Source organism: Amycolatopsis solani (assembly GCF_033441515.1).
GTDB lineage: Bacteria > Actinomycetota > Actinomycetes > Mycobacteriales > Pseudonocardiaceae > Amycolatopsis > Amycolatopsis solani.
On the sequence record NZ_JAWQJT010000003.1, the window covers coordinates 1,856,101 to 1,879,196 of the forward strand.

The window sequence follows — 23,096 nt, forward strand, 5'->3', positions numbered from 1 at the left end:
CCCGGCGCGCGGCTCGCACCCTCACCGCGTCAGCGACGCCACCAGCGGCAAGGACCGCGAAGAATCGCCGACCGACACCGTGAACCCGCCCCGCGCCGGCTGCCACGCGTGGGTCGCCGTGTCCCACGTCGAGAAGTCGCGCGCGTCCAGCCGGATCGTCACCCGCTGGGACTCCCCCGGAGCCAGCGAAACCCGCGAGAACCCCTTCAGCTGCCGGGGCGGCTCACCGGCCGCCGCCGGGAAGCCCAGGTAGAGCTGGGCCACGTCGGCGCCCGCCCGCCGTCCGGTGTTGCGGACCGTGAACGTCGCCGTCGCGCCGTCACCCGCCGGGCGCACCGACAGACCCGAGAACGCGAACGTCGTGTACGACAGGCCGTGCCCGAACGGGAACAGCGGCGCTCGGTCCTGCGCGTCGAACCACCGGTAGCCGACCTGCAGGCCCTCCGAATAGGTCGCGACGCCGCCGACGCCCGGGAACTGCGCGGGTGTGTTCGCCGGGGTGTCCGCGTCCGCCGCCGGGAACGTGATCGGCAGCTTCGCCGACGGGTTGACGTCGCCGAACAGCACGCTCGCCACCGCCGCGCCGTCCTGCTGGCCCGGGTACCACGCCTGCAGGATCGCGGGCACCGAAGCCGCCCACGGCATCAGCACCGGGCCGCCGCTCTTCACCACGACCACCGTGCGCGGGTTCGCCGCGGCGACGGCGGCCACCAGCGCGTCCTGGTTGCCCTCCAGTGCCAGGCTCGGCCGGTCCTTGCCCTCGGCCTCGTTGTCCCCGACCATCACGACGCTGACGTCCGCGGTGCCCGCCAGCGCGGCCGCCCGTGCGACGTCGCCGCCGTCGTCCAGCGTCACGACCGCGCCGGGCACGCGCTGGCGCAGCCCCGGCAACGGGTCCACTGTGGACGTCGGGATGACGGCCGAGCTGCCACCGCCGCCGGTCTTGGCCCTGGTCGCGAACGGCCCGATCAGCGCGATCGACTTCACCGCGCGGTCGTCGAGCGGGAGCTGGGCGTGCTCGTTGCGCAGCAGCACCATGCCGCGTTCGGCGAACTCCTTCGCGGCGGCGTCGTGCCGGGCGGTCGGCAGCGGCGAGAGCACCGGCGGGTGGTCGAACTGCCCGAAGGCGAACATCGTGCGGAACCGCGGCAGCAGCAGCTCGTCGACCCGCCGCTCGGTCACCTGCCCGGCGAGCACCGCCTGCTTCATCCTCTCGCCGTACCAGGTGCCGTCGATCATCTCGAGGTTCATGCCCGCGTTCGCCGACCCGACGGTGCTGTGCGCGGCACCCCAGTCGGACTGGATGAAACCCCGGAAGCCCCAGTCGTCGCGCAGCTTGTCCTGCAGCAGCGCCGGGTTCTCGCACGTGAAGACGCCGTTGATCTTCGGGTAGGCGCACATCACCGAGCCCGCGCGGCCTTCGGTGACGGCCTCTTCGAAGTGCGGCAGGTAGATCTCGTTGAGCGTGCGCTCGTCGATGTGCTCGTCGATGCTCTGGCGCTGGGTCTCCTGGTTGTTCGCCGCGTAGTGCTTGACCTCGGCGATGGTGCCGTTCTCCTGGATGCCGCGGATGTCGGCGGCGGCGAGCGCGCCGGCCAGCACCGGGTCCTCCCCCATGCCTTCGAACGTCCGGCCGTTGCGCGGGACGCGCGCGATGTTGATGTCCGGCGCCTCGGACACGTTGTGCGCGAGCGCGCGGGTCTCGTCGCCGATCAGCCGGCCGTACCGGCGCGCGAGACCGGTGTCGAACGTCGACGCGAGCGCCATCGTGGCCGGCAGCGCGGTCGCGGGTTTCTGCGGTTTGTCGTCGGCCGGGCCCATGCCGGCCGGGCCGTTGGCGATGCGGAACCCGGGTACGCCGAGACGCGGGATCGGCGGCACGAACCGCTGGTGCTCCGCGTCGGGCTGCAGGTGCAGCTGGGAGATCTTCTCGTCGAGGGTCATCGCGGCGATCAGCTCGGCGGCCCGGCGATCCGGTGCCTGCCGGGCGTCCCGCCACGGCTGCGCGTCCGCCGCCGCCGGCGCCGCCAGCGACAAACCCAAGACCACCGCGAGAACGAGCCGCATCGCAATCTCCCTCGGCATCGAACGGGATCGACGGCGGCCAAGCTAACCCATACGTGACCGGTAAACATAGATGCGGCAATCGTTCACGTACATGAAATTTCCGGTGGACTCAACCATTTCCCCGGCTCAAGCGTGGGAGGGAGCGTGAAGGAGAGGGGACGAACCATGGTCAAGAAAACCCTGATCGGCCTAATGACGGCGAGCGCGGCGACGCTCACCCTGGCGGCCCCGGCGAGCGCGGCCGACGTCAGCTGGGGACTCACGCAGCAGGTCGAGCCGGGCGGCCGGGTCGACGCGGAGACCCACGCGGCCCTCGGCGGCTGCAGCCCGGCCGGCCCGGTCACGTCGAAGGGCTTCGCCGCCCCGCTGGTGTTCACCGAGGGCGGCAACTGGGGCCGCGCCGGCGGCCACACCACGGCGATCAAGACACCCGGCAAGTACACCGCGCGGTTCACGTGCTCCGACGGGCGCGTGGCCACCGGCAGTTTCACCATCCTGGGCACGCCGCCGCCGAGCAGCTCGGCCCACCCGACGTCGCCGAAGCCGAAGCCGCCGACGACGTCGAAGCCCGCCAAGCCGGTGAAGCCGCAGGTCGCGGTCAAGCCGGCGGGCGCCCCGCAGACCGGAGACGGCTCGGTGAGCTGACCCTCCACACAGGACACCCCGGGGCGGCCCGTGCTCCCAGGCCCGCCGCCCCGGGGCCCAGCCCGGCCCGCTCCGCCTCGCCCACGCGGCCGCCGCTCCGCGGGCACCGGCCCGGCTCGCTCCACCGCCCCAGGACCCAGCCCGCCGCGGCTCTGCCCGCCACGCCCCGCCGCGGCCACCGCTCCGCGGGCACCGGCCCGGCCCGCTCCACCGCCCGGGGGCCCAGCCCGCCGCGGCCGTGCCCGCCGCGGCTCTGCCGCGGCCGTGCGGCTCCACGGGCGCGCGGGCACCGGCCCCGCCCGGCCCGCTCCGCCGCCGCGGGTGAGCGCCCCGCGAAGGTCGCGAATGACTCATTCGAGACCCCAGAGGCCGCCAATGACTCATTCGCGACCCCCACCCAGCCCGAGAACGGGGAGCGCAGGCCCCGCGCCAGGAAGGGGACATTCCTGTCATCACATGACAGGAACGTCCCCTTCAGGTCAGCGGGACGCGGCCAGCCTCAACGCCCGGTAGACGAACTGCTGATCCCCCAGCCGGTGCCGCAGGTCGCGCTCAAGACCAGCGATCGGGTACAGGTTCTGCGGCGCCCGCGAATCCTTATAAGCCACCGACGCGAACCGCCCCAGCACCGACTGCGTCAGGTTCGCCAGGCCGGCCACCTCCGCGCGTCCGAGGTGCGGGGCCGCCTCCACGCGTACGACGCCCGACCACGGCGGGCCACCGACCGACGGCAGGCGCAGGTACCAGGAGTGCCGGACCCAGGTCGTGCCCATCAGGAACACCGGCGTCCGCTGGTGCGGCCCGAGCGCGCCGACCATCGCGTTGAGCTCGCCGGGCAGGTACGTCGTCTGGTGGCTCTTGATGAACCCGACCGCCCGCTCCAGGTGTGCCCGTCCGCGCAACGGCCCGTCGACCACGAGCAGGTCGCCGCGCACGTGACTGGCCGTGCGCGCCCGGACCGCCGTCTCCTCCTCGACCAGAGCCAGTTGTTCCTGCAGCGCCGAGGACAGCACCACCGGCAGCGGCTTGTCGTCCTTGGGCGCCGCGCGGTACGCCGTGTACAGCCCGGCCGGGGTCTCGATGTCGTCCGCCTGCGGCGCCACCGTGAACAGTCCGCGCCGGACGTCGGTGCCGACGACGTGCGCCTGTCCCTCGCAGCAGCACACCACGCCGGCCGCGTAGGACGCGCAGATGCCGATGGACGCCGAGTTCGTGCCCGCCGGGTCGTCGATCCAGACGCGCGCGTCGATCCGCCGGACGCCGTCGACGAACAGCACCGCCTCGGGCGGGGTCACCGGGGACGGGTCGATCGGCGCCCACTCGTCTTCCGGGACCTCGACGTCGAGCTCGACCTCGGCCTGGGACCGGCCCAGTTCCTCGGCCTCCATCGAACTGCCGTAACCCGGGTCCCACGTGTCGATGCTGAAGTTCATGCCTGCCACGGCGGTCATGCGCCCTCCCTGCCGATGTGCGAGCCGGAGCCGTCGCGGGTGACCAGGAACCGCACCGGGACGCGCTCGGCCAGCGCGGGCACGTGCGTGATCACCCCGACCATCCGGGAGCCGGTGGCGGCGAGGTTCTCCAGCGTGGACGCCACGACGTCGAGGGTCGCTTCGTCCAGCGTCCCGAAGCCTTCGTCGAGGAAGATGGACTCGAGCCGGGTCGCGCCTTCCGCGGCCATCGCGCCGAGCTGGGACGACAACGCCAGCGCCAGCGAAAGCGACGCCTGGAACGTCTCGCCGCCGGACAGCGTCTTGACCGGGCGCCGGGCGTCGGCCTCGTTGTGGTCCACCACCAGGAAGTCGCCCTTGTCGTGGGTGAGCTCGAACTGGCCGCCGGAGAGTTCGAGCAGCGACGCCGACGCCTCGGCGACCAGCGTGTCCAGCGCCCCGGCGATCAGCCAGCGCGGGAACTTGTCCGAGCGCAGCAGATCCGCGAGCAGCCGCGCGACCTGCGCCTCCGCTTCCGCGGCCGCGATGTCGGCCTGCAGGCCCGCCACGTGCGCCACGCGCCGCTTCATCTCCGTGTGGTCGGCTTCGGCGCGGGCCCGCGCGGTCGCGAGGGCCACCGGCGCCCGGTCCCGGACCGATCCTTCCGGCAGCGCGACTTCGAGCGCGGCGATGTCGCCGGTGACCGCGCGTTCGGCCGCCTGCAACGCTTCGGCGGCTTCGCCCTCGGCGGCGCGGGCGGCGGCCAGCCGGTCGCGGTGCTCGCCCGCCTGCCCGGCCGCCCAGTCCGTGAGCGCGGTCCAGGCACCGAGGAGGCTTTCGCCGTCGATCGGCGGGGCACCGAGACCCACCAGGGGATCGCGGGCGCGGGACAACCGCTGCCGTTCGGCGGCGACCTGTTCGGCGACGCGGGCCTGAGCTTCCCCCGCTTGTTTCGCGGCCGCGCGGGCGGCGCGCAGGTCCGCGTCGGCCTGCTTCGCGGCCTGTTCCAGTTCGGACACCTTCGCGAGCTGCTCGGTGACCACGTCGGCGGAGGGCGCTCCCGCCAGCACCGAGCCGAGTTCGCCCTGCCGGCGCCGGGTGGTCGTCAGCGCGGTGCTCGCCGACTGTTCGGCCAGCGCCGCTTCGCCCGCCTGCTTCCGCCGTTGGTCCGCGGTCCGCTCGGCGGAGGCGAGGTCGTCCGCCGCGACGACGGCTTCCTTGCCCGCGGCTTCGGCGGCCGCTTCGAGTGCGGCCAGCGCGGTCCGCCGCTCCTCGACCGCCGACGCCGCCCACGACGTCAGCAGCCGCCAGCCCGCCGGGACGTCGCCGGTGTCGACGGCGGGCGCGCCCAGCCCCACCAGGGGATCGCGGGCCGCCCGCAGGGCTTCCTTGGCCGCGGCGAAGGACTTCTCGACGCCTTCGGCCTCGCGCCGCGCGGCCGCGTTGTCGGCGCGGGCCGCCGCCAGTTCCCGGTCGGCGGCGTTCGCGGCCTCGGCGACGCGCGTGCGGGCCTCGATCGTCGCCGACAGCCACTCGCCTCGCTCGCGCACGGCCGTGACGAGATCCGCGTAGTCCTGCTCGGAAAACGTCGCTTCGACCTCGCGGCGCAGGACCACCGACTCCGGTGGTCCGGCCACTTCCGCCAGGACCACGCGCAGTTCTTCCGCCTGCGCGGCCGCCGACGCGGCCGAGTCAGCGTCACGGTCCACGGCCCGTTCCAGCTTGCGCAGCACGGACTCCGCGGCGGCGCGAGCGGCTTCGGCCGTTTCGAGACGCTCCCGTGCCTCCGCGAGGTGGGCGTGCCCGCCGGCGTCGGGCAGCGTCGCGACTTCCTGCTCGCACACCGGGCACGGGTGCCCGACGGCGAGCCCGGCCCGCAGGCCCAGCGCCTGCCCGGCCCGTTCGGCGTCGGTCACCGCCGCCTTCGCCGCGGTGACTTCAGCGTCAGCACGGGCGAAGGCGGCCCGCGCCGCATCGAGTTCTTTCCGGCGCGCGGCCTGCTCGGGCGCCGCTTTCCGCTGGGCTTCGGCGACCGCGTAGAGCGTCCGGGCGTCGGAGCGCGCGGCGGCGAGCGGGGCGACGTCGGGCTGCGCGGCCAGCGCCGCGCGGGCTTCGGCGTCGGCGGCCTCGGCGGTACGCAGGCGGGTTTCGGCGGCGGACGTGCGCTTCGCCACCCGCGCCGCCTCCGCCGACAGGTCCCCGAGATCCGCGGGCGGCCGCAGCCCGCTCAGCCGGTCGCGTTCCCGGCGGGACACGTCCGCGCGCGCGGCGGCGTCCTCGGCGGCCCGCGCGGTGGTGTCCCGGGTCTTGCGGGCCACGTCGACCGCGGCCACGGCTTCGGTGACCGCCGCCGACGCGGCCGTCTTCGCCGCCGTCGCCGCTTTCGCCGCTTCTTCCAGGCCCGGAAGCGCCTTCTCGGCTTCGGCGAGCTCCGTGCGCGCGGCCCGGATCCGCTCCAGCGCGCTCCGGTCCGGCGCGGCGGCCAGCGCGGCACGGGCCGCTTCGTCCGCCGCTTCGGTGGTTTCCAGCCCGGCCCGCGCGGCCGTCACGGCGTCCGCCGCGGCCTGGCGCCGGGTTTCGAGGTCTTCGACGCCGTCCGGGCGTTCCAGCGCGTCGAGGACGGCGAGTTCCTTCGTCAGCACGGCGACGCATTGCCGGGCTTCGTCGTGCGCGCGGGTCGCGTCGTTGAGCCCCGGCAGGGCCGCGGTCACGCGCTCGTCCAGCTCGGCCAGGGCGGTCATCCGCGCGGCGAGCGCTTCGACGGCTTCGTCCGTGGCGTCGGCGTAGCTGCCCAGCTGTTCGGTCAGGACGGCGGCCCGCTGCTTCTGCTGCTCGGCGGTGACTCCGGCGCGCCGCCCGATCCGCTCGTAGACCTCCAGGCCCAGCAGCTTGATGAGGATCTTCTGCCGGTCGGCGGCCTTGGCGTGCAGGAACTCCGCGAAGTCGCCCTGCGGCAGCGCCACGCAGGTGCAGAAGTGCTTGAACGTCAACCCGAGCAGGCGCTCGATCGCCGGGGTGACTTCGGAGTCCGCGGCGACCGGGTCGGCGTCGTCCTCCGGGCCGCCCAGCGCGGTCGGGTCGATCAGCCGCTCCAGTCGGACGTTCTTTACGCTGACCGTGGGTTTCTTCCCGCCGCTGCGCCGGACTTCCCGCACCACGTGGTAGCGCATGCCGCCGGCGTCGAACACCAGCCGCACGGTGGCGCGGTTCGCCGTCGGGGCCAGCGCGGGCGCGACGAGCCCTTCGTGGTCCCAGCGGGCGACGGAGCCGTAGAGGGCGAAGGTGAGCGCGTCGATCACGGTGCTCTTGCCCGCGCCGGTCGGCCCGACGAGCGCGAAGTAGTCGGTGTCCGCGAAGCTGACTTCGGTCTTCTCGCGGAAGGACGCGAACCCGGTCATCTCCAGCAGCACTGGCCGCATGTCACACCCCGCTCGTCTCTTCGTCGTGCAGCCGCGCGAAGAGCGACTGGACGCGCTTGTCGTCGACGGTCCGCTCCTCGCAGTAGGACGCGAACAGCTCTCCCGGTGAGCGGTCCGCGATCGCGCGGTCGCCGCCCGACGTCGTCACCGGCGCGGCGAACTCCGGGTCGATGCGGATTTCCAGCGCGTGCGGCAGGGCTTCCTGGATCTCCTCGCGCAGCCCGGCCCTGGTCGCTTCGCGGACGTAGACGCGCAGGTAGTCCTCGCCGAACTCTTCAGCCCGGCCGGTCAGTTCCGCCACCGTGCCGTGGACGGTCCGCAGCCGCCGCCCCGAGGTCAGCGGGACGTCCGTGATCTTCGCCGGCGTCGTCGGCGAAACCTCGACGGAGAGCACGACGCTCTTGTTGTCCTGCTCGCCGAAGTCCACGGCGAACGGCGAACCGCTGTAGTGCACCGGGCACGCGGCGGGCAGCGACTGGCGCCGGTGCAGGTGGCCGAGGGCGACGTAGTGCGGGTCGGCGCCGAACGCCGTGGCCGGCACGTGGTACTCGAAGATGGACTGGGCCGCGCGTTCCCCGCCGCCCATCGCCCCGCCGGTCACCGTCAGGTGCGCCATGACGAGGTTCACCGCGCCGGGGGTGAAGCCTTCCTTGAGGTGCTCCAGGATGTCGCGCACGCGCTGGTCGTACTCGCCGACGTTGTCCGCCGGGGTCCCGGTGAGCAGCTCGGCGGCGCGGACCGCGTAGCGCTGGGAAAGGAACGGCAGCACGGCGACGTTGACGCGTTCGCCGGTCGACCGCGTGTCGAACGACACGACCCCGCCGTCGGCGGCCGGGCGCGGGTTCCCGGTGAGGTGGATGCCCGCCTTGCGCAGCAGCGGCCGGTAGGCCTCGAACGTCGCGGCGTGGTCGTGGTTCCCGGCGATGGCCAGCACCTCGGCGCCGGTGTCGCGCAGCGCCATCAGCGCCTGCACCACGAGCTCCTGCGCGGCGGCCGAGGGCGCCGACGTCTCGTACAGGTCGCCCGCGACGAGGACCGCGTCGAACTCCTCGTTCCGCGCGATCCGGACGATTTCGCCGAGCACCGCGCGCTGTTCGTCGAGCCGGTTGCGGCCCTTGAGCGTCTTGCCGACGTGCCAATCGGAGGTGTGCAGGAACTTCACACTTCGTCCTTCCGTTCGGATAGCGGGCAGCGGGCTCAGAAGGGAGGCGGGTCGTCACCGAACGGGTCGGCGCTCCCCGACGGCAGGCCGGCGAAGGGATCGGCTTTCCGTGCCGCCGCCGTCTTCACCGGCACCTGGCCGGCCTCGGAAAGCCGCGTGGCCCAGGCCGGGAACGGGAAGCCGACGGCGATCGGCACCGGGATCTCCGGCTGGCTCACGAACATCGTGCCCGGCGTGGCGAGCGTCGCGCGGACCCGCTGGCTCTGCGGCAGGAAGCCGTACTCGGGCCGCGACGCCTCGGCGGCGTCGAGGCGCCCGACGATCCGCACCGAGCTGTTGCTGACGATCCGCCGTTCGACCTCGCTGGCGGTCTGCTGCGCGCCGATCAGGATGACGCCGAGGGACCGGCCGCGCTCGGCGATGTCGAGCAGCACCTCCTTGATGGGGCTGCTGCCTTCCCGCGGCGCGTACTTGTTGAGCTCGTCCAGCATGGTGAACAGCAACCCGCCCGGGCCGGCGGCTTCCTTGCGCGCGGTCTCCGCCGCCAGCGTCACACCGACGACGAACCGCTGCGCGCGCTCGACGAGGTTGTGGATGTCCACCACGGTCACCTGCTGGTTCTCCGTGGACAACGAGCGCGCGGGGTGGTCGGCGAGGTCGCCGCGGATGAGGCCGGACAGGGCGCGCTGGCTGGAGCGCAGGCGGCGGATGAACGCGTTGACCGTGCCCGCGCCGGTGACCGCGCCCGCCCAGCTCGCGCGGGTTTCCTCGTCGGTGACCCGGTCGCAGATGACGTCGACGAGTTCGGCGTAGGTGCGGCACAGCACGCCGTCGACGTTGGCGGCGCCGTCCTTGCCCGCCGGGGTGCTGTCGAGGCGCAACCGGTTCGCGACCTGGTGGATGACCATCGTGTACTGGTTGCGCTCGTCCTCGGCGTCGGCGAAGACGTAGGGCAGCAGGTCCTTCGCGCAGAACTCCGCGATGGTCCACCAGAACGCACCGACCCCGGACGTCCGCCCGGTGACGTAAGGCTTCCCCGTGGTGTCCGACGGCGTCGGCGGCGCGTAGAACCCGACGGAGGCGAACGGCTCCGCGGGCAGGCCGAGCTTGGCGTACTCGGCCTTGAGCTTCTCGTCGAGGTGGACGTTCGGGGTGTCGAGGAACAGCAGGTCCTCGCCCTTCACGGAGAAGACGAGGGCCTTGGCGTTGTGGGCGTTGGGCAGGGCCCCGCCGCGGAAGATCGAGTGCAGCAGGAACAACGCGAACGACGTCTTGGTGGCCACGCCCGAGACCCCGCTGATGCTGACGTGCGCGCCCCGCGTGCCGTCGAGGAAGTCCATGTTGAGGTAGACGGGTTCGCCGTCCCGGCCGAGGCCGACCGCCACCTGGCGGGTCATGTTGTCGAAGTACAGCGCCTGCGCGCGATCTTCTCCCACGGCGCGCTGGACGACGGCCCCCGGCTTGGGCGGCACGTAGCACTCGGGTTCGACGCGGGTGGTGGCGATCTCGGCGATCTCCTGCACCTGCGCGGGCAGGACGCCGTCGGAGATCAGGAAGACGTCGCTGCCGAAGCTGGCGCCTTCGTGCCGCGCGCTCACCTGCGTGACCACGCCGTAAGAGGTGACTTGCCCGAGCCCCGGCAGATCCCGCCGGGTCACGACGACGTCGTCGAGCTGCAGATAGGCGTCGGGATCGATGGCCACGCAGAACTGCAGCGGCGTCGAGTCCTCGGTGCCTGCCACCCGTCCGACCACGGTGGTGAGCGTCTCCTGGTCCACGGTTCTCCCTGTCCGCGCGGGTGTTCCTCCCGCGGCAGACTAGCCCGCCGGGGTTTCCGGTCCGCGCCCAACACGGCGTTGCCGCCCGGGATGTCCACCGAAGCCAGGACTGCGCCGAACGAGTGAGTTCACCCTTCGGGGAGATCCGTTGCCACCACAGGCGGTTCCGATCGGTGCCACCGGAGGGCGTCCCGCTTCCGCCTGGCTCCACGGCGAAGCGGCTCCGGACGGGCCCCGATCCCCCGCCGCTGCGCGGGATCGGCCCCCGGTGGCCTCCCCCACAGGCCACTCCCGGCGTGTCGCGGCGAAAGTTCTCCAAAAGGCCCTCCGGTCCTATATGGACGACCACTGTGGACGGCGCCGGACCCGTGTTTTGCCTGCTCAGGGCCGTGCACGGACTCCGGGTCCGCGTCCCGGAAGTCTCCGGCCAGGGCCGTCCAAGAGGCGGAACTCGCCCCCGCACAAGGAAATATTTCGACCCCCGGTTGGATTTTGTGCGGTATTGGTAATACCGTGTGCAGTGTCGGCCGAGATGGGCCGTGACTAGTAGTTCCACTATGGAGGACTGGAATGACGAACAAGGCCCAGCTGATCGAGGCGCTGTCGGAGCGCCTGGGCGACAAGAAGGTGGCTTCGCAGGCCGTTGACGGTCTGGTGGACATCATCATCCGGACGGTCAACAAGGGCGAGAAGGTCAACATCACCGGCTTCGGTGTGTTCGAGAAGCGCGCCCGCGCCGCCCGTACCGCGCGCAACCCGCGTACCGGCGAGGCCGTGCGCGTCAAGAAGACCAACGTGCCCGCCTTCCGCGCCGGCACCACCTTCAAGGACGTCATCTCCGGCACCAAGAAGCTGCCGAAGGCCACTCCGGTCAAGCGCGCCACCACGGCGGCCACGACCACCCGCGCGACCACCGCCAAGGCGGCCGCCCCGGCCAAGGCCACGACCACGCGGGCCACCTCGACCCGTGCGGCCGCCGCCAAGCCGGCCACCACGCGCGCGACCACGACGCGGACCCGCGCCACCGCGGCGAAGCCGGCCGCCAAGGCCACCGCCACCAAGGCGGCCCCGAAGACCGCGGCGAAGACCACCGCGGCCAAGGCCACCACCGCGAAGGCGACCACGACCCGCGCCAAGGCCGCCGCCAAGCCGGCCGCCACCAAGACCGCCGCGGCCAAGAAGCCGGCCGCCGCCAAGGCCCCGGCCAAGCGCACTTCCGCCGCCAAGAAGAAGTAACACCGGCTCCACGCGCCGGAAGGGCCCCGCACCGAGTTCGGTGCGGGGCCCTTCCGCGTTCCCTGAAACCGGTCCCGGCCACCCGTTGGAGTGAACGCCGGTGGTTGCCGCATCCGGTTCCGGGGTAGCCGCCGGGAAGCAGACCCGGCAAAGGAGCAGCGATGACGGAGAACCGGCCCCAAGACCCGGCGGACCTCGCCCACAGCCGTCAGTCCATCAAGGAGGCCAAAGAGGCGGCCGAAGAGGCCCATCTGGCCGATGCCGACGACGGCGAGGCACAAGGCGAGCAGGGCGACGATCCGGGAATGCGAGCCGATTAACCCGCCGAACGTCGCGTAAGTGGACGGGAAATTGCCGTACCGATCCTCGACTGGATACACTCCACCGAAGGACGTCGACCATTGTGCAACTTGTCACACGTCACGTTCCCCGGACGCACATCCAGCTGAGGAGCATTCCCGTGGCCCAGAAAGTCCTCGTCGAGATCCTGGACGACATCGACGGCAGCAAAGCCGCCCAGACCGTTCAGTTCGGCCTCGACGGCGTCACCTACGAAATCGACCTGTCGGACGACAACGCCGCCTCCCTGCGCGACGAACTGGCCCGCTACGTCGCGGCCGGCCGCCGCATCGGCGGTCGCAAGGTCCGCGTGGCCACCGGCCAGTCGACCACGACCAGCACGACCGACCGCGAGCGCAACCAGCAGATCCGCGCCTGGGCCAACGCGAACGGCTACGAGGTCTCCGAGCGCGGCCGCCTTTCGTCCGAGGTGATCGCGGCTTACGAGCAGGCCCAGGTCGAGGAGGCGGAAACCCCCGTGGCCGCCCCGCGCAAGCGTGCCCCGCGCAAGAAGGTCGCCGCCGCGAAGAAGTAAGGCGATGGCCGGCAGATCACCGGGGAACCCGGCCCGTTGGCGGCAAGGACTGAACACCCTCGCCGCCGACGGAGGCCATTTCCCCGCCGCCGCCCGGCACGGGCAGCGACCAACTCGTCACTTTTGGCAGTAACCCGAATTCCGGGCCGCGCATTCTTTCTTCTCCCACGGTTTGCTCCACGCCGCCGAGATCCAAGCCCGGCCGGCCCCTTCAGTAAACCGACTCCAGCAGCGACACGACCTCGGCTTCAAGAGGCAGCCTCGGGGCGTTCTTCGTCACAGCGTCCGCGACCGCGTCCGCAGCGATCGCCGGGATCCTGTCCCGCGCCACCCCCAACTCCCGCAGCGGGCGGCGAATCCCGAGCCCGCCCGCAATCTCCCGCACTGCCGCGATCGCCGCCCCGGGCGGCACCCGCAGCGCCCACGCCGTGCTCTCGTAAGCGGAACCGGCCGCCTCCGCGCTGAACTCCATCACCTCCGTCAGCACCGCCGCCAGTGCGACACCGTGCGGCGTGCCGGTGTGGGCGGTCAGCGCGTGCCCGATGCCGTGGACCAGGCCGAGTCCCGACAGCGTCAGCGCGTGCCCCGCCAGGTGGGCGCCCAGCATCAGGTGAGACCGTGCCTCGAGGTCGCTCCCGTCCCGGAACGCGACCGGCAGCCAGCGGCCGACCAGCGTGATCGCCTGGGTGGCGTACGCGGCCGAAATCGGGCTCGAGCCGCGCGAAGCCAGTGACTCGATGCCGTGGACCAGGGCGTCCAGGCCCGAGGCGGCCGTGATCGCCGCCGGGAGGGCCAGGGTCAGCTCGGGGTCGAGGACGGCGATCCGCGGCTTCACCGACGGGTGTCCGATGTAGACCTTGCGGCAGGCGCGGACGTCCTCCGTGACGCCGAAGCCGTTGGTCTCCGCGCCCGTGCCCGAAGTCGTCGGGACGGCGATCAGCGGGAGGCCGTCGGCGGCGTCCCACAGGCGGTCGGCGTCCGCCGCGGTGGCCGGTGGGTTGCCCGCGAGCAGGGAAATCCCCTTCGCCGCGTCCAGTGCCGAACCGCCGCCGAGCGCGAGCACCGCCGCGTCGCCGAACGTGCGCAGGCTGGCGGCGCCGCGGTCCAGTTCGGCCGTCGACGGGTTCGGGCCGACGTCTTCGTGGACGGTGTACTCGATCCCGGCCCCCGCGAGGATCTTCTCGACCCGGCCGACGATCCCGGTCGCCCGCAGGCCGCGGTCGGTGACCACGAACACCCGGGTGCGGCCCAGCTGCTCGACGAGCGCGGGCAGTTCGGCGACGACGCCGGGGCCGTACTCGGTGCGGCCGCTCGGTTCGACGGACAGGCGCATGCTCGCTCCTTCAAACAGCCGGGACGGTGGGCACGGGCAGGCGGAAGTCGCGGCCCGCCCAGGTTTCGTAGAGCCGGACCGGGCTCATCTCCCCGGCCAGGTCTCCGTAGGACGCCTTCGCGCGGCGGTAGATCTGCTCGACCAGCGCGGCGAGCTCAGCCGGCACGCCGGTGTCCCGCGCGAGGTCGACGGCGAGGCCGAGGTCCTTGCAGGCCAGCACCATGGCGAAGGAGTCGTCGTAGTCGCCGTCCACCAGCACGGACAGGACGTCGTGCTCCAGGAAGTGCGACGCGGCGGGGCTGGCCAGCAGGGCCGACCGCAGCACACCGAGGTCGACACCCGCCTTGACGCCCATCGCGAGGACCTCGGACGTGGCGACGACGTGGCAGAACCACAGCAGGTTGAGCATCAGCTTGACGGTGTACCCGTGCCCCGCCGCGCCGACGTGCTGGATCTTGGCCGGGTCGCCGAGCACCTCGAACACCGGCAGCGCCGCGCGGAAATCCTCGACCGCACCGCCCGCGAAGATCTGCAGCGTCCCCGCTTCCGCGCCGCGGGCCATCCCGCTCACCGGGGCGTCGAGCCGGCGGACACCTCGCGCGTCGAGCACCTCCTCGGCGACGCGCCGGGCCGCCGCCGGCGTCGAAGTGGACATGTCGATCCACAGCGCGCCCGGGGCGAGCGCCTCCGCCGCGCCGCCGCGCAGGAGGACGTCCTCGACGATCCGCGGGGTGGGCAGCATCGTGATGAGCACGTCCACGCCTTCCGCGCAGGTGGCGGGGCTGTCCACCCAACGGGCACCCAGGCCGAGGTGCTCCAGCGCCGCGTCGGACCGGACGTCGTGGACGGTGACGTCGTAGCCCGCCAGGATCAGGTGCCGCGCCATGGGACGGCCCATGTTGCCGAGGCCGATGAAACCGATCTTCATGCCGGGTCCGAAGTGGACTCGGTGAACCAGTTCCCGCAGGTCAGATCCGCCACCGTCGCACCGCCTCTTCGTCCAGTTCGACGCCGAGCCCGGGCCGGGGCGGCACCTCGACCTCGCCGTCGGCGTTGATCGTCACCGGTTCGGCCAGCATGAAGTCGCGGCGTTCCGGTGTCCACCCCGGTGGGTCCCAGGGGAACTCGAAGTACGGCCCGCCGCCGACGCCGGCCGAGACGTGCAGGTTGGCCAGCACGCCGATGCCGTTGGTCCAGCTGTGCGGGGTGAACGCGCGGTGCTTGAGCTGGGCCAGCTCGGCCAGCGTGCGCGCCCGGTGCAGGCCGACCGCGAGCACGACGTCCATCTGGTAGACGTCCAGGACGTCCTCTTCCAGGTACCGCAGCAGTTCGGGGACGGAGTGGTGCATTTCGCCCGCGGCGATCCGCACGCCCGGGTTCTCCGCGCGGAGGGTCTTGAAGCCGGCCAGATCGTGGTAGGGCAACGGTTCCTCGACCCAGAGCACGTCCAGCTCGGCGAGCCGCCGCACCAGTTTCCGCGTCTTCGCCAGGTCGGACGCGGCGCTCGTGTCGCCGGCCATCCGCCAGGACTGGTTGAGGTCGACCATGATCCCGAAGTCCGGGCCGAGCGCGTCCCGCACCGCGGCGACGGCGGCCGCCCCGTCGTCGACGCGGTCGCGGTCGATGCGGATCTTCATCGCCCGGAACCCGATCTCACGGGCGTGCAACGCGGTTTCGACGCGCTCCGGCGGCGGCTTCAGCTCCGCCGAAGAGGCGTACGCGGGCAGCGCACGGGCGGAGTTCCCGAACAGCGCCGCCACGGGCAGCCCCGCGACCTTTCCGATGATGTCCCAGAGCGCGGCTTCCAGCGGCCAGAAGCGCCCGCCGTGGAAGTTGGCCGTCTCGATGGCCTTGACGTGCCGGACGATGTCCAGCGGGTCCTCGCCGAGGAACAGGTGCTCGACGGCGTCGAAGCCGGCCATGGTGTCGCCGGAGCCGATGCCGGTGACGCCCTCGTCGGTGTGCACGCGCACGACGGTGGCGTCGAAGTGCCGGCGCGGATCCGGATCCCAGGCGGCGCGCAGCGGCGGGTCGAGGTCGAGCCGCAGCCGGTCGAGGGTGATGGCGGTGATCTTCATCCCGCCACCGCGCGGGTGCCCGCGAAGGTCATGGGTGCTCCAGGTCGATCGGGAGTGCGGCCGATCCGACGGTAGGAGAACGGGAAAACGCCGGGCAAGACCTTGCCGGAGATCGCAATGCCCGTTGCGCTGGCGCCAACCCCCGCACGCCCGGGTACTTTCCGTGCCATGCCCACCCCGGACGACGGCGCCCGGCACCAGGGGTACGGCCTCCGCCGCGACCTGGACCTGCTGGAGGCACTGGCCTCCCCCGAAGCGCACCGCGCCGGTGAGCTGGGCGTCGTCCGCCTCGCCCAGCTCACCGGCCGCGAGAAGAGCCAGGTGTCTCGCGCCCTCAAGGCCCTCGCCGAGGAAGGCGTGGTCGAGCGCGACCCGGACACACTCGGCTATCGCCTGGGCTGGCGCCTGTTCTCGTTGGTCGCACGCACGGTGGAAGACCGGCTGGTGCGTGCCGCCGAACCGGTGATGCGCGAACTCGCGGCCGAACTCGAAGAGACCAACCACTTGTGCGTGCTGCGCGACCAAGAAGTGTTGACGCTGCTGTCGGTGTCGGGTCACTCGTTCCGCGTCCACGGCTGGGAAGGCCGGGGAGTCCCGGCCCCCACGACGTCGGCGGGCCGGGTCTTGTTGCTGGACGCCACTCCGGACGACTTGTACGTCCGTTTTGCGGCTTCGGGGGTGCCCTCGTTGCCGGAGCTGTGGTTGCGGATCCAGGAGGCTCGCCGGGACGGTTACGCCCAGGTCCGCGAGGAGTTCGAGCCGGGCTTGGCGGGGGTGTCCGCCCCGATCCGCGACTTCCGCGGCCGCGTGATCGCGGCGTTGAACGTCTCGGCTCCTGCTTCACGGTTGGGAGATCGTCTGGAGGAGGCCGGCCGGGAGACGGCGAAGGCGGCGGCGAAGATTTCAGCCCACCTGGGCTGGGAGGGCCGGCAGCAGACGACCCACCTCACCTGAGTGACGATTCGATCAAGTCGGTAACTCTCGTTCCGCTACCACCGATCCCTCACCGAGAACAAGACGGTGTGCCGCCTGAACGGCGCACGATCGAGGGGACGGCTCTTGGCAGCGCTGGTCATACTTCTGGTCGCGGCGGCCATCGTGACTCTGCTGGTCCGGGTGGCCATGCGGGCGTCCGGACCCAAGCCGCCACCAGTCCGTCAGCAGCCGTGGCCCGGACCTCCGCCGGCACCGCTCCCGCGCCCGGCGACGCAACGGCCGGCGCCACTCCCGCGGCCGGCGCCACAACGGCCGGCGCAGCGACCGCAGCAGAAAGCCCGGCACTCCAGTACCCCACAAGTTGTCCGGCCCCCAGCACCCGCTCCTGCCCGCCGGCCCGCGCCGGCTCCCCAGCCGTCGGAGGCCCGTCCTGCGTACCAGTGGGTTTCGCACGGCCAGGACACCGTCGTCGCGGGGACGACGCTGCTGGGAGGCCTGCTCTACGTGGGCACCGGCATGCCCGACGCCGCCGGCATCGGGACGGAACCCGCGTTGATCGACCCCACCCTGCCGGTCGACCTCCGCAATCCGGACTGGTCCGGCGAGTCGATGGGCTACTGGCCGTCCTACGCCGATATCTCCCCTCAGGCCCGTAGCGCCTACCTCGCCTGGCTGGCCGGTGGCCGCGCGAACCCGAACGCCTGCATCGGCTACGTCTTCCTGTACTTCTACGGTCTCGAGCGGCGCCTGCTGACCGAGCTTCCCGACCTCGACGACGCAGACGCGGAGTTCGCCACCCTGGTGGGCGAAGTCCGCCGACTGCTCGGGATCTACCGGAACAACCGGTCCTTCCGCGGTTACGCCGAAGGACTGCTCGACGCGGTCGCGCTCCTCGACCCCACCGTGCGCTACGACCGCGCGGCGCCGCGAGTTCCCGAATGGAGCCACGAGCTGCCTGTGGAGCTCAAGGTGGGCCTGGCCCAGTTGGCCGTCGACGGACGTCCGGTTCCGGCGGACTGGGCGTTGTCCTGGTACGGCCACCATCCCGACGCCCACCTCCGCACGCCGGCGGCGCGGTGCCCGGACGAGTTCCTGGAGCTGTTCAGCGAGCGGTACCGCGCGAAGTTCGGCGACGGCATGGTCGTCAAGCCGAACAAGACCCGCCTCTCCGTCGGTTACTACGCCGCCAGCAGGGGCTTCTACGGACACGTCACACTCGAGAACACGAAGCTGCCCGACCTGGGCAAGCTGACCGGCCCGATCACGAAGCTGCGCGACATCGTCGATGGCGTGACCGGCGACCTCGACGCCTACAGCCGCTATCTCGGCCGCAATCCCGACGGCGCCGGCTCGCCCGCGGCCATCGCACTCCTGCCGGAAGGCGTCACCCACCAGCCGAGCCCGGAGACCGACGCGCTGTGGTCGTGGGCCGCCCAGTCGATCGGCGACGACGGCCGTGGCGTCACTTCGGCCCAGGAGCTGATCTCGAGGTGGCCGACGAAGACCGGCAAACTGGCCAAGGCCGACGCGGTCGCCGTGGCCCAGCTGCTCGAGCACCGCGGCCTCGGCATCGAACCCGACGTGCGCTTCGGCGGGAACACACCGGCCCCGACGTCGTCGGTCGTCCTGTTCCGGCGAGCGGATCCCCGTGCCAGCGCCCCCGGCACCGACTACGCGGCCGCGCTCGCGATCATCAACCTCGGCATGCTCGTCGCCGCGGCGGACGGCACAGTGAGCGAGCCTGAGCGGCTCGCGCTGCGGGAACTGGCGATCGACGACCTCGACCTCAGCGAGGACGAGCGGCTCCGGCTCGACGCCCACGCCGCGCTCGTCCTCACCAAACCACCCACCCCCGCCGTTTTGCGCAGGCGCTTGGAGTCCCTCCCGTCCTCGCGCAAGGCGGCGGTGGGGCGGCTGCTCACCACGATCGCCGCGGCCGACGGCCAGGTCACCCCGGACGAGATCCGCACCCTGGAGCGGCTGTTCACCACACTCGGCCTCGACCCGGGCGAGGTGTACGGGACCCTGCACGCCGCCGCGACCTCGGCGGACGAACTGACCAGCACCCGAATCCCGGGTGCTAGCCGGTCCGGCCGCACGATCCCGGCACCGCCCAGCGGTCCGGCCGGATCGGCGACGCTGGCCCTGGACCCGGAACGACTCGCGCGGACGAGAGCCGACTCGGTACGGGTGGCCGCCGAACTCGCCGAAATCTTCGCCGAAGACGAACCCGCTCCTCCACCACCCCCAGCGGCCGAAGCGACCGCGGTCGGCGGGCTCGATCCCGCGCACGCCCGGTTGTTCCACCGGCTCGTCGAGCAGGACACGTGGAGCCGTGCCGAATTCGACGCGCTGGCCGCCGAAACGGGCCTGCTGCCCGACGGCGCGCTCGAAGTGCTCAACGAGGCGGCTTACGACCGCGCCGGTGAGCCGCTTTGCGAAGGCGCCGACCCCATCGAGATCAACCAGGACATCGTGAAGGACATGCTCGGATGACCACACCCGCCCAGAAGCCCGTCCGCCTGCGCCCCCGCGACCGGGACGCGATCATCTCCTCCCTGCGCTCCGGCGTGGTGCCCCGCACCGGGTTCCAGCACATCCAGGTCGGGCGCGCCGCGGAAGTCTCGGCGATGAGCCAGGAGATCGCCCGGATCGCCGACGGTGGTTCCGCGGTCCGCTTCGTGATCGGTGAATACGGCGCGGGCAAGACCTTCTTCCTGAACCTGGTCCGCTCCATCGCCGCCGAACGCAAGCTCGTCACGACGTCCGCCGACCTCAGCCCCGACCGGCGCCTGCACGCCAGCGGGGGTCAGGCGCGCTCGCTCTACGCCGAACTGATGCGCAACATCGCCACCCGCTCCACACCGGACGGCAACGCACTGCCCAGCATCGTCGAGCGGTTCGTGACCTCCGCGATCCAGGAAGCCACCACCGCCGGGACGTCGCCGGCCACCGTGATCGCAGGCCGGCTCGAACAGCTGTCGGAAAGTGTCGGCGGGTACGAGTTCGCCCAGGTCATCGCCGCCTACTGGAAGGGCCACGACACCGGCAACGAGCAGCTGAAGTCGGACGCGATCCGGTGGCTGCGGGGCGAGTTCGCGACCCGCACCGACGCCCGTGCGGCGCTGGGCGTGCGCACCATCGTCGACGACGCCGGTTTCTACGACCACCTGAAGCTCATCGCCCGGTTCGTCCGGCTCGCTGGTTTCACCGGGCTGCTCGTCTGCCTCGACGAGATGGTCAACCTCTACAAGCTCGCCCACACCGGCGCCCGCAAGTCCAACTACGAGCAGGTGCTGCGGATCGTCAACGACTGCCTCCAGGGCAACGTCGAAGGTCTGGGCTTCTGCTTCGGCGGTACCCCGGAGATGCTGATGGACACCCGCCGCGGGCTCTACAGCTACGAGGCCCTGCGCAGTCGTCTCGCCGAGAACAACTTCGCCGTCGGCGGCTTGGTCGACTACTCCGGTCCCGTCCTGCGACTGGCGAACCTGACCCCGGAAGACATGCACGTCCTGCTCGAGCGCCTGCGCCACGTCTACGCCGGCGGCGACCCCGCCGCCTACCTCGTCCCGGACGAGGCACTGGCGGCGTTCATGCAGCACTGCGCCGGCCGGATCGGCGACGCGTATTTCCGCACCCCGCGCAACACCATCAAGGAGTTCGTCAACCTCCTCGCCGTGCTCGACCAGAACCCCGGCGCCGACTGGCGCCGGCTGCTCGGGAACGTCTCGATCGACACCGAAACCAACCCCGACCTGGAGCCACTCCCCGACGAGCTCGACGCACAGGAGACCGACGGCACCGATGAACTCACCAGTCTCCGCATCTGAAGCCCGCCACTTCGGCCTGCTCCACCCGAAGGTGCAGCGGTGGGTGTGGCAGCAAGGCTGGAGTGAACTGCGCGACGTCCAGGACGCGGCCATTCCTGCCATCCTCGGCGGTGACACCGATGTCCTCATCGGCGCCGCCACCGCCGCGGGCAAGACCGAGGCCGCGTTCCTGCCCATCTGCTCGAAGCTCGCCGAACGAAGCGGTCCCGGCATCCAGGCGCTGTACGTCGGGCCGCTCAAAGCGCTGATCAACGACCAGTTCCGCAGAACCGAGGAGCTGTGCGAAGCCCTCGAAATCCGGACTCACCGCTGGCACGGCGATGTCGCCGGGACCCGCAAGCAGGCGCTGCTGCGCGACCCGTCCGGGATCCTGCTGATCACGCCGGAGTCCTTGGAAGCGATGTTCGTGCTGCGCGGGACGCAGCTCGCGCGGCTGTTCGCGGCCCTGCAGTACGTGGTCGTGGACGAACTGCACTCCTTCCTGGGCACCGAGCGCGGTGCGCAGTTGCTCTCCCAGTTGCACCGCCTCGAAATCGCCGTCAAGCGGCGAGTGCCGAGAATCGGGCTGTCCGCGACGCTCGGCGACATGTCGCTGGCCGCGGACCAGCTCCGCCCGGACCACGGTGACCGGGTTACGGTCCTGGAATCGGCGGCGACCGGCCAGGAACTGCGACTGCAGCTGCGCAGCTACGTCGACGAACGGCCGGACACCGAGGACGAGACGGGCATGGCCGTCCGCGGCATCGCCGACCACCTGTTCGCGAACCTGCGCGGCAGAACCAATCTGGTGTTCGCCAACGCGCGTTCACGGGTCGAGCTGTACGCGGCCGAACTCGCCGACCGCAGTCTCGCCACGGGTGTCCCCAACGAATTCCACGCCCACCACGGCAACCTCGCCAAGGAACTCCGCGAGGACGTCGAAGCGATGCTCCGCGACCCGGCCAAGCCGGCCACCGCCGTCTGCACGACCACGCTGGAGATGGGCATCGACATCGGCGTCATCGCCCAAGTCGCGCAGATCGGTCCCCCGCCCTCGGTCGCTTCGCTGCGGCAACGGCTCGGCCGCTCCGGACGTCGCGACGAACCGGCGGTTCTCCGTGCTTACTGCGCCACGGTGGCGATCGACGCCGAGACCCCGCTCCTCGACCGGTTGCAGCTGCCGCTGGTGCAGACGATCGCGTCGATCGACCTGCTGCTCGAACGCTGGTGCGAGCCGCCCGACCCGTCCCGGCTGCACCTGTCCACGCTGATCCAGCAGCTCTTGTCGTTGATCGCCCAGCACGGCGGGGCGCGGGCGGCCGAGGCGTACCGCGTGCTGTGCGGACGCGGAAGCCCGTTCTCGGCCGTCACCACAGCGCAGTTCGCGGATCTGCTCCGCACCCTCGGCGCCAGAGACGTGCTCACCCAAGCCGGCGACGGCACGCTGTTGCTCGGCGGGCGCGGGGAGCCCGCGGTCAACCACTACACGTTCTACGCTGCTTTCCAGACGCCCGAGGAATACCGGCTCGTCCACAATGGACGACAGCTCGGCACCACGCCCATTGACTTCCCCCTCTACGAAGGCCTGTTGCTGGTCTTCGCCGGCCGGCGGTGGCGCGTCGTCGCGGTCCACGAGGAGGACAAGGTCGTCCAGTTGACCCCGGCACCGGGCGGTAAGCCGCCGCGGCTGGGCGACACCGGCGGGCTGGTGCATCGAAAAGTCCGGGAAAGGATGCGAACGCTCCTCGAAGGCGACACCGTCACGGCCTACCTCGACCAGCAGTCGCGAACGCTGCTCGAGCAAGCCCGGCGTGCGTACGCGGCTCTCGAACTCGACCGGAATCCGGTCATCGCCGACGGCTCCGACACCCTGCTGTTGCCGTGGACCGGCGACCGCGCACTGCACACCCTGGCGGCCATCTTCAACGCCTCCAGGATGGAAGCGGCGGTCGACGGCGCCGCGCTCCGGCTCGTCGGCGCCACCCGCGAAGCGGCGATGACCGCCGTGACGACGGTGGCCGAAGGGCCCGCACCCGATCCGCTGGAACTCGCCCGCAAGGTCGAGAGCAAGGCGGTCGAGAAGTTCGACAGCTGGTTGAGCGAGGAGCTGCTCTGCGACCAGTTCGCCTCCGCCGCGCTCGACTGCGCGGGGGCGGTCGAATGCGCCCGGAACGTCGCCGAGCGTTATACGGCCACCCCGCCCACGGAGACTTCCGGGCAAACTTCCGGCGCCCTCTCGTCATCGACCGTGGTGTGGTGTTAACTGTCCGGACAGACAGAGAGCGTTTCCCCGACCTCGGCTGCGACGGCACAAAGCGGTACCGGT

16 protein-coding genes are annotated in these 23,096 nt (G+C 71.8%); 8 read left to right on the forward strand and 8 right to left on the reverse strand.

Features of this window, described 5'->3' with window-relative positions; all coding sequences use genetic code 11:
• Positions 1–21 precede the first annotated feature (21 nt).
• Positions 22–2,067, reverse strand: a complete 2,046-nt coding sequence (locus tag SD460_RS41290) for a glycoside hydrolase family 3 C-terminal domain-containing protein (RefSeq protein ID WP_290060398.1) — start codon at positions 2,065–2,067, stop codon at positions 22–24.
• Between the two features lie 165 nt (positions 2,068–2,232).
• Here SD460_RS41290 and SD460_RS41295 point away from each other — a divergent pair, with 165 nt between their 5' ends.
• Positions 2,233–2,712, forward strand: coding sequence for a hypothetical protein (locus tag SD460_RS41295; RefSeq protein WP_290060397.1), 480 nt, complete (start codon positions 2,233–2,235; stop codon positions 2,710–2,712).
• A 479-nt stretch (positions 2,713–3,191) separates the two neighbouring features.
• On the opposite strand, the gene SD460_RS41300 is transcribed toward SD460_RS41295, so the two are convergent.
• Genes SD460_RS41300 through SD460_RS41315 form a run of 4 tightly spaced genes read right to left on the reverse strand, consistent with a single transcriptional unit; the run spans position 3,192 to position 10,501 of the window.
• The gene (locus SD460_RS41300) at positions 3,192–4,163 is read right to left on the reverse strand and encodes a hypothetical protein (RefSeq protein ID WP_290062952.1); all 972 of its coding nucleotides are present in this window, start codon (positions 4,161–4,163) and stop codon (positions 3,192–3,194) included.
• The gene (locus tag SD460_RS41305; protein ID WP_318307576.1) at positions 4,160–7,561 is read right to left on the reverse strand and encodes an AAA family ATPase; all 3,402 of its coding nucleotides are present in this window, start codon (positions 7,559–7,561) and stop codon (positions 4,160–4,162) included. The genes SD460_RS41300 and SD460_RS41305 overlap by 4 nt, the downstream gene beginning before the upstream one ends.
• 1 nt (position 7,562) lies before the next feature.
• Positions 7,563–8,723: an exonuclease SbcCD subunit D gene (locus tag SD460_RS41310; RefSeq protein WP_318307577.1), complete on the reverse strand. Its 1,161-nt coding sequence runs from the start codon at positions 8,721–8,723 to the stop codon at positions 7,563–7,565.
• A gap of 35 nt (positions 8,724–8,758) precedes the next feature.
• Positions 8,759–10,501: an ATP-binding protein gene (locus SD460_RS41315; protein WP_290062684.1), complete on the reverse strand. Its 1,743-nt coding sequence runs from the start codon at positions 10,499–10,501 to the stop codon at positions 8,759–8,761.
• A gap of 570 nt (positions 10,502–11,071) precedes the next feature.
• Here SD460_RS41315 and SD460_RS41320 point away from each other — a divergent pair.
• The 3 genes from SD460_RS41320 (at position 11,072) to SD460_RS41330 (ending at position 12,611) form a co-directional block, all read left to right on the forward strand.
• Positions 11,072–11,737 carry an HU family DNA-binding protein gene (locus SD460_RS41320; RefSeq protein ID WP_318307578.1) on the forward strand — a complete coding sequence of 222 codons (666 nt, stop codon included), beginning with the start codon at positions 11,072–11,074 and terminating at the stop codon, positions 11,735–11,737.
• Between the two features lie 161 nt (positions 11,738–11,898).
• Complete coding sequence (locus tag SD460_RS41325) at positions 11,899–12,057, forward strand: hypothetical protein (protein ID WP_290057718.1); 159 nt, start codon at positions 11,899–11,901, stop codon at positions 12,055–12,057.
• Between the two features lie 140 nt (positions 12,058–12,197).
• Positions 12,198–12,611: a histone-like nucleoid-structuring protein Lsr2 gene (locus tag SD460_RS41330; protein ID WP_290057717.1), complete on the forward strand. Its 414-nt coding sequence runs from the start codon at positions 12,198–12,200 to the stop codon at positions 12,609–12,611.
• A 211-nt stretch (positions 12,612–12,822) separates the two neighbouring features.
• Here the strand turns inward: SD460_RS41330 and SD460_RS41335 are convergent, their stop codons facing one another.
• The 3 genes from SD460_RS41335 to SD460_RS41345 are packed head-to-tail and all read right to left on the reverse strand — an operon-like array spanning position 12,823 to position 16,022.
• On the reverse strand, positions 12,823–13,944 hold the full coding sequence (locus SD460_RS41335) for an iron-containing alcohol dehydrogenase family protein (RefSeq protein WP_290057716.1): 1,122 nt from the start codon (positions 13,942–13,944) through the stop codon (positions 12,823–12,825).
• 10 nt (positions 13,945–13,954) lie between these two features.
• Positions 13,955–14,872, reverse strand: coding sequence for an NAD(P)-dependent oxidoreductase (locus tag SD460_RS41340; protein ID WP_290057715.1), 918 nt, complete (start codon positions 14,870–14,872; stop codon positions 13,955–13,957).
• 40 nt (positions 14,873–14,912) lie between these two features.
• The gene (locus SD460_RS41345; RefSeq protein ID WP_290057714.1) at positions 14,913–16,022 is read right to left on the reverse strand and encodes a mandelate racemase/muconate lactonizing enzyme family protein; all 1,110 of its coding nucleotides are present in this window, start codon (positions 16,020–16,022) and stop codon (positions 14,913–14,915) included.
• Between the two features lie 168 nt (positions 16,023–16,190).
• Here SD460_RS41345 and SD460_RS41350 point away from each other — a divergent pair, with 168 nt between their 5' ends.
• The 4 genes from SD460_RS41350 (at position 16,191) to SD460_RS41365 (ending at position 23,033) form a co-directional block, all read left to right on the forward strand.
• Positions 16,191–16,976 carry an IclR family transcriptional regulator gene (locus SD460_RS41350; RefSeq protein ID WP_290057713.1) on the forward strand — a complete coding sequence of 262 codons (786 nt, stop codon included), beginning with the start codon at positions 16,191–16,193 and terminating at the stop codon, positions 16,974–16,976.
• Positions 16,977–17,144: 168 nt separating this feature from the next.
• Complete coding sequence (locus tag SD460_RS41355) at positions 17,145–19,454, forward strand: tellurite resistance TerB family protein (protein WP_290057719.1); 2,310 nt, start codon at positions 17,145–17,147, stop codon at positions 19,452–19,454.
• A complete protein-coding gene (locus SD460_RS41360) occupies positions 19,451–20,791 on the forward strand; it encodes an ATP-binding protein (RefSeq protein WP_318307579.1) in 1,341 nt (446 codons plus the stop codon). The genes SD460_RS41355 and SD460_RS41360 overlap by 4 nt, the downstream gene beginning before the upstream one ends.
• Positions 20,766–23,033, forward strand: a complete 2,268-nt coding sequence (locus SD460_RS41365) for a DEAD/DEAH box helicase (RefSeq protein WP_290057711.1) — start codon at positions 20,766–20,768, stop codon at positions 23,031–23,033. The genes SD460_RS41360 and SD460_RS41365 overlap by 26 nt, the downstream gene beginning before the upstream one ends.
• Positions 23,034–23,096 lie beyond the last annotated feature (63 nt).

Coding starts and splice junctions, on each gene's coding strand:
- SD460_RS41340 (WP_290057715.1), bottom strand. CDS start 14,872: ATGAAGATCGGTTTCATCGGCCTCGGCAACATGGGCCGTCCCATGGCG.
- SD460_RS41320 (WP_318307578.1), top strand. CDS start 11,072: ATGACGAACAAGGCCCAGCTGATCGAGGCGCTGTCGGAGCGCCTGGGC.
- SD460_RS41345 (WP_290057714.1), bottom strand. CDS start 16,022: ATGAAGATCACCGCCATCACCCTCGACCGGCTGCGGCTCGACCTCGAC.
- SD460_RS41335 (WP_290057716.1), bottom strand. CDS start 13,944: ATGCGCCTGTCCGTCGAACCGAGCGGCCGCACCGAGTACGGCCCCGGC.
- SD460_RS41355 (WP_290057719.1), top strand. CDS start 17,145: ATGCGGGCGTCCGGACCCAAGCCGCCACCAGTCCGTCAGCAGCCGTGG.
- SD460_RS41305 (WP_318307576.1), bottom strand. CDS start 7,561: ATGCGGCCAGTGCTGCTGGAGATGACCGGGTTCGCGTCCTTCCGCGAG.
- SD460_RS41325 (WP_290057718.1), top strand. CDS start 11,899: ATGACGGAGAACCGGCCCCAAGACCCGGCGGACCTCGCCCACAGCCGT.
- SD460_RS41290 (WP_290060398.1), bottom strand. CDS start 2,067: ATGCGGCTCGTTCTCGCGGTGGTCTTGGGTTTGTCGCTGGCGGCGCCG.
- SD460_RS41365 (WP_290057711.1), top strand. CDS start 20,766: ATGAACTCACCAGTCTCCGCATCTGAAGCCCGCCACTTCGGCCTGCTC.
- SD460_RS41300 (WP_290062952.1), bottom strand. CDS start 4,163: ATGACCGCCGTGGCAGGCATGAACTTCAGCATCGACACGTGGGACCCG.
- SD460_RS41295 (WP_290060397.1), top strand. CDS start 2,233: ATGGTCAAGAAAACCCTGATCGGCCTAATGACGGCGAGCGCGGCGACG.
- SD460_RS41350 (WP_290057713.1), top strand. CDS start 16,191: ATGCCCACCCCGGACGACGGCGCCCGGCACCAGGGGTACGGCCTCCGC.
- SD460_RS41360 (WP_318307579.1), top strand. CDS start 19,451: ATGACCACACCCGCCCAGAAGCCCGTCCGCCTGCGCCCCCGCGACCGG.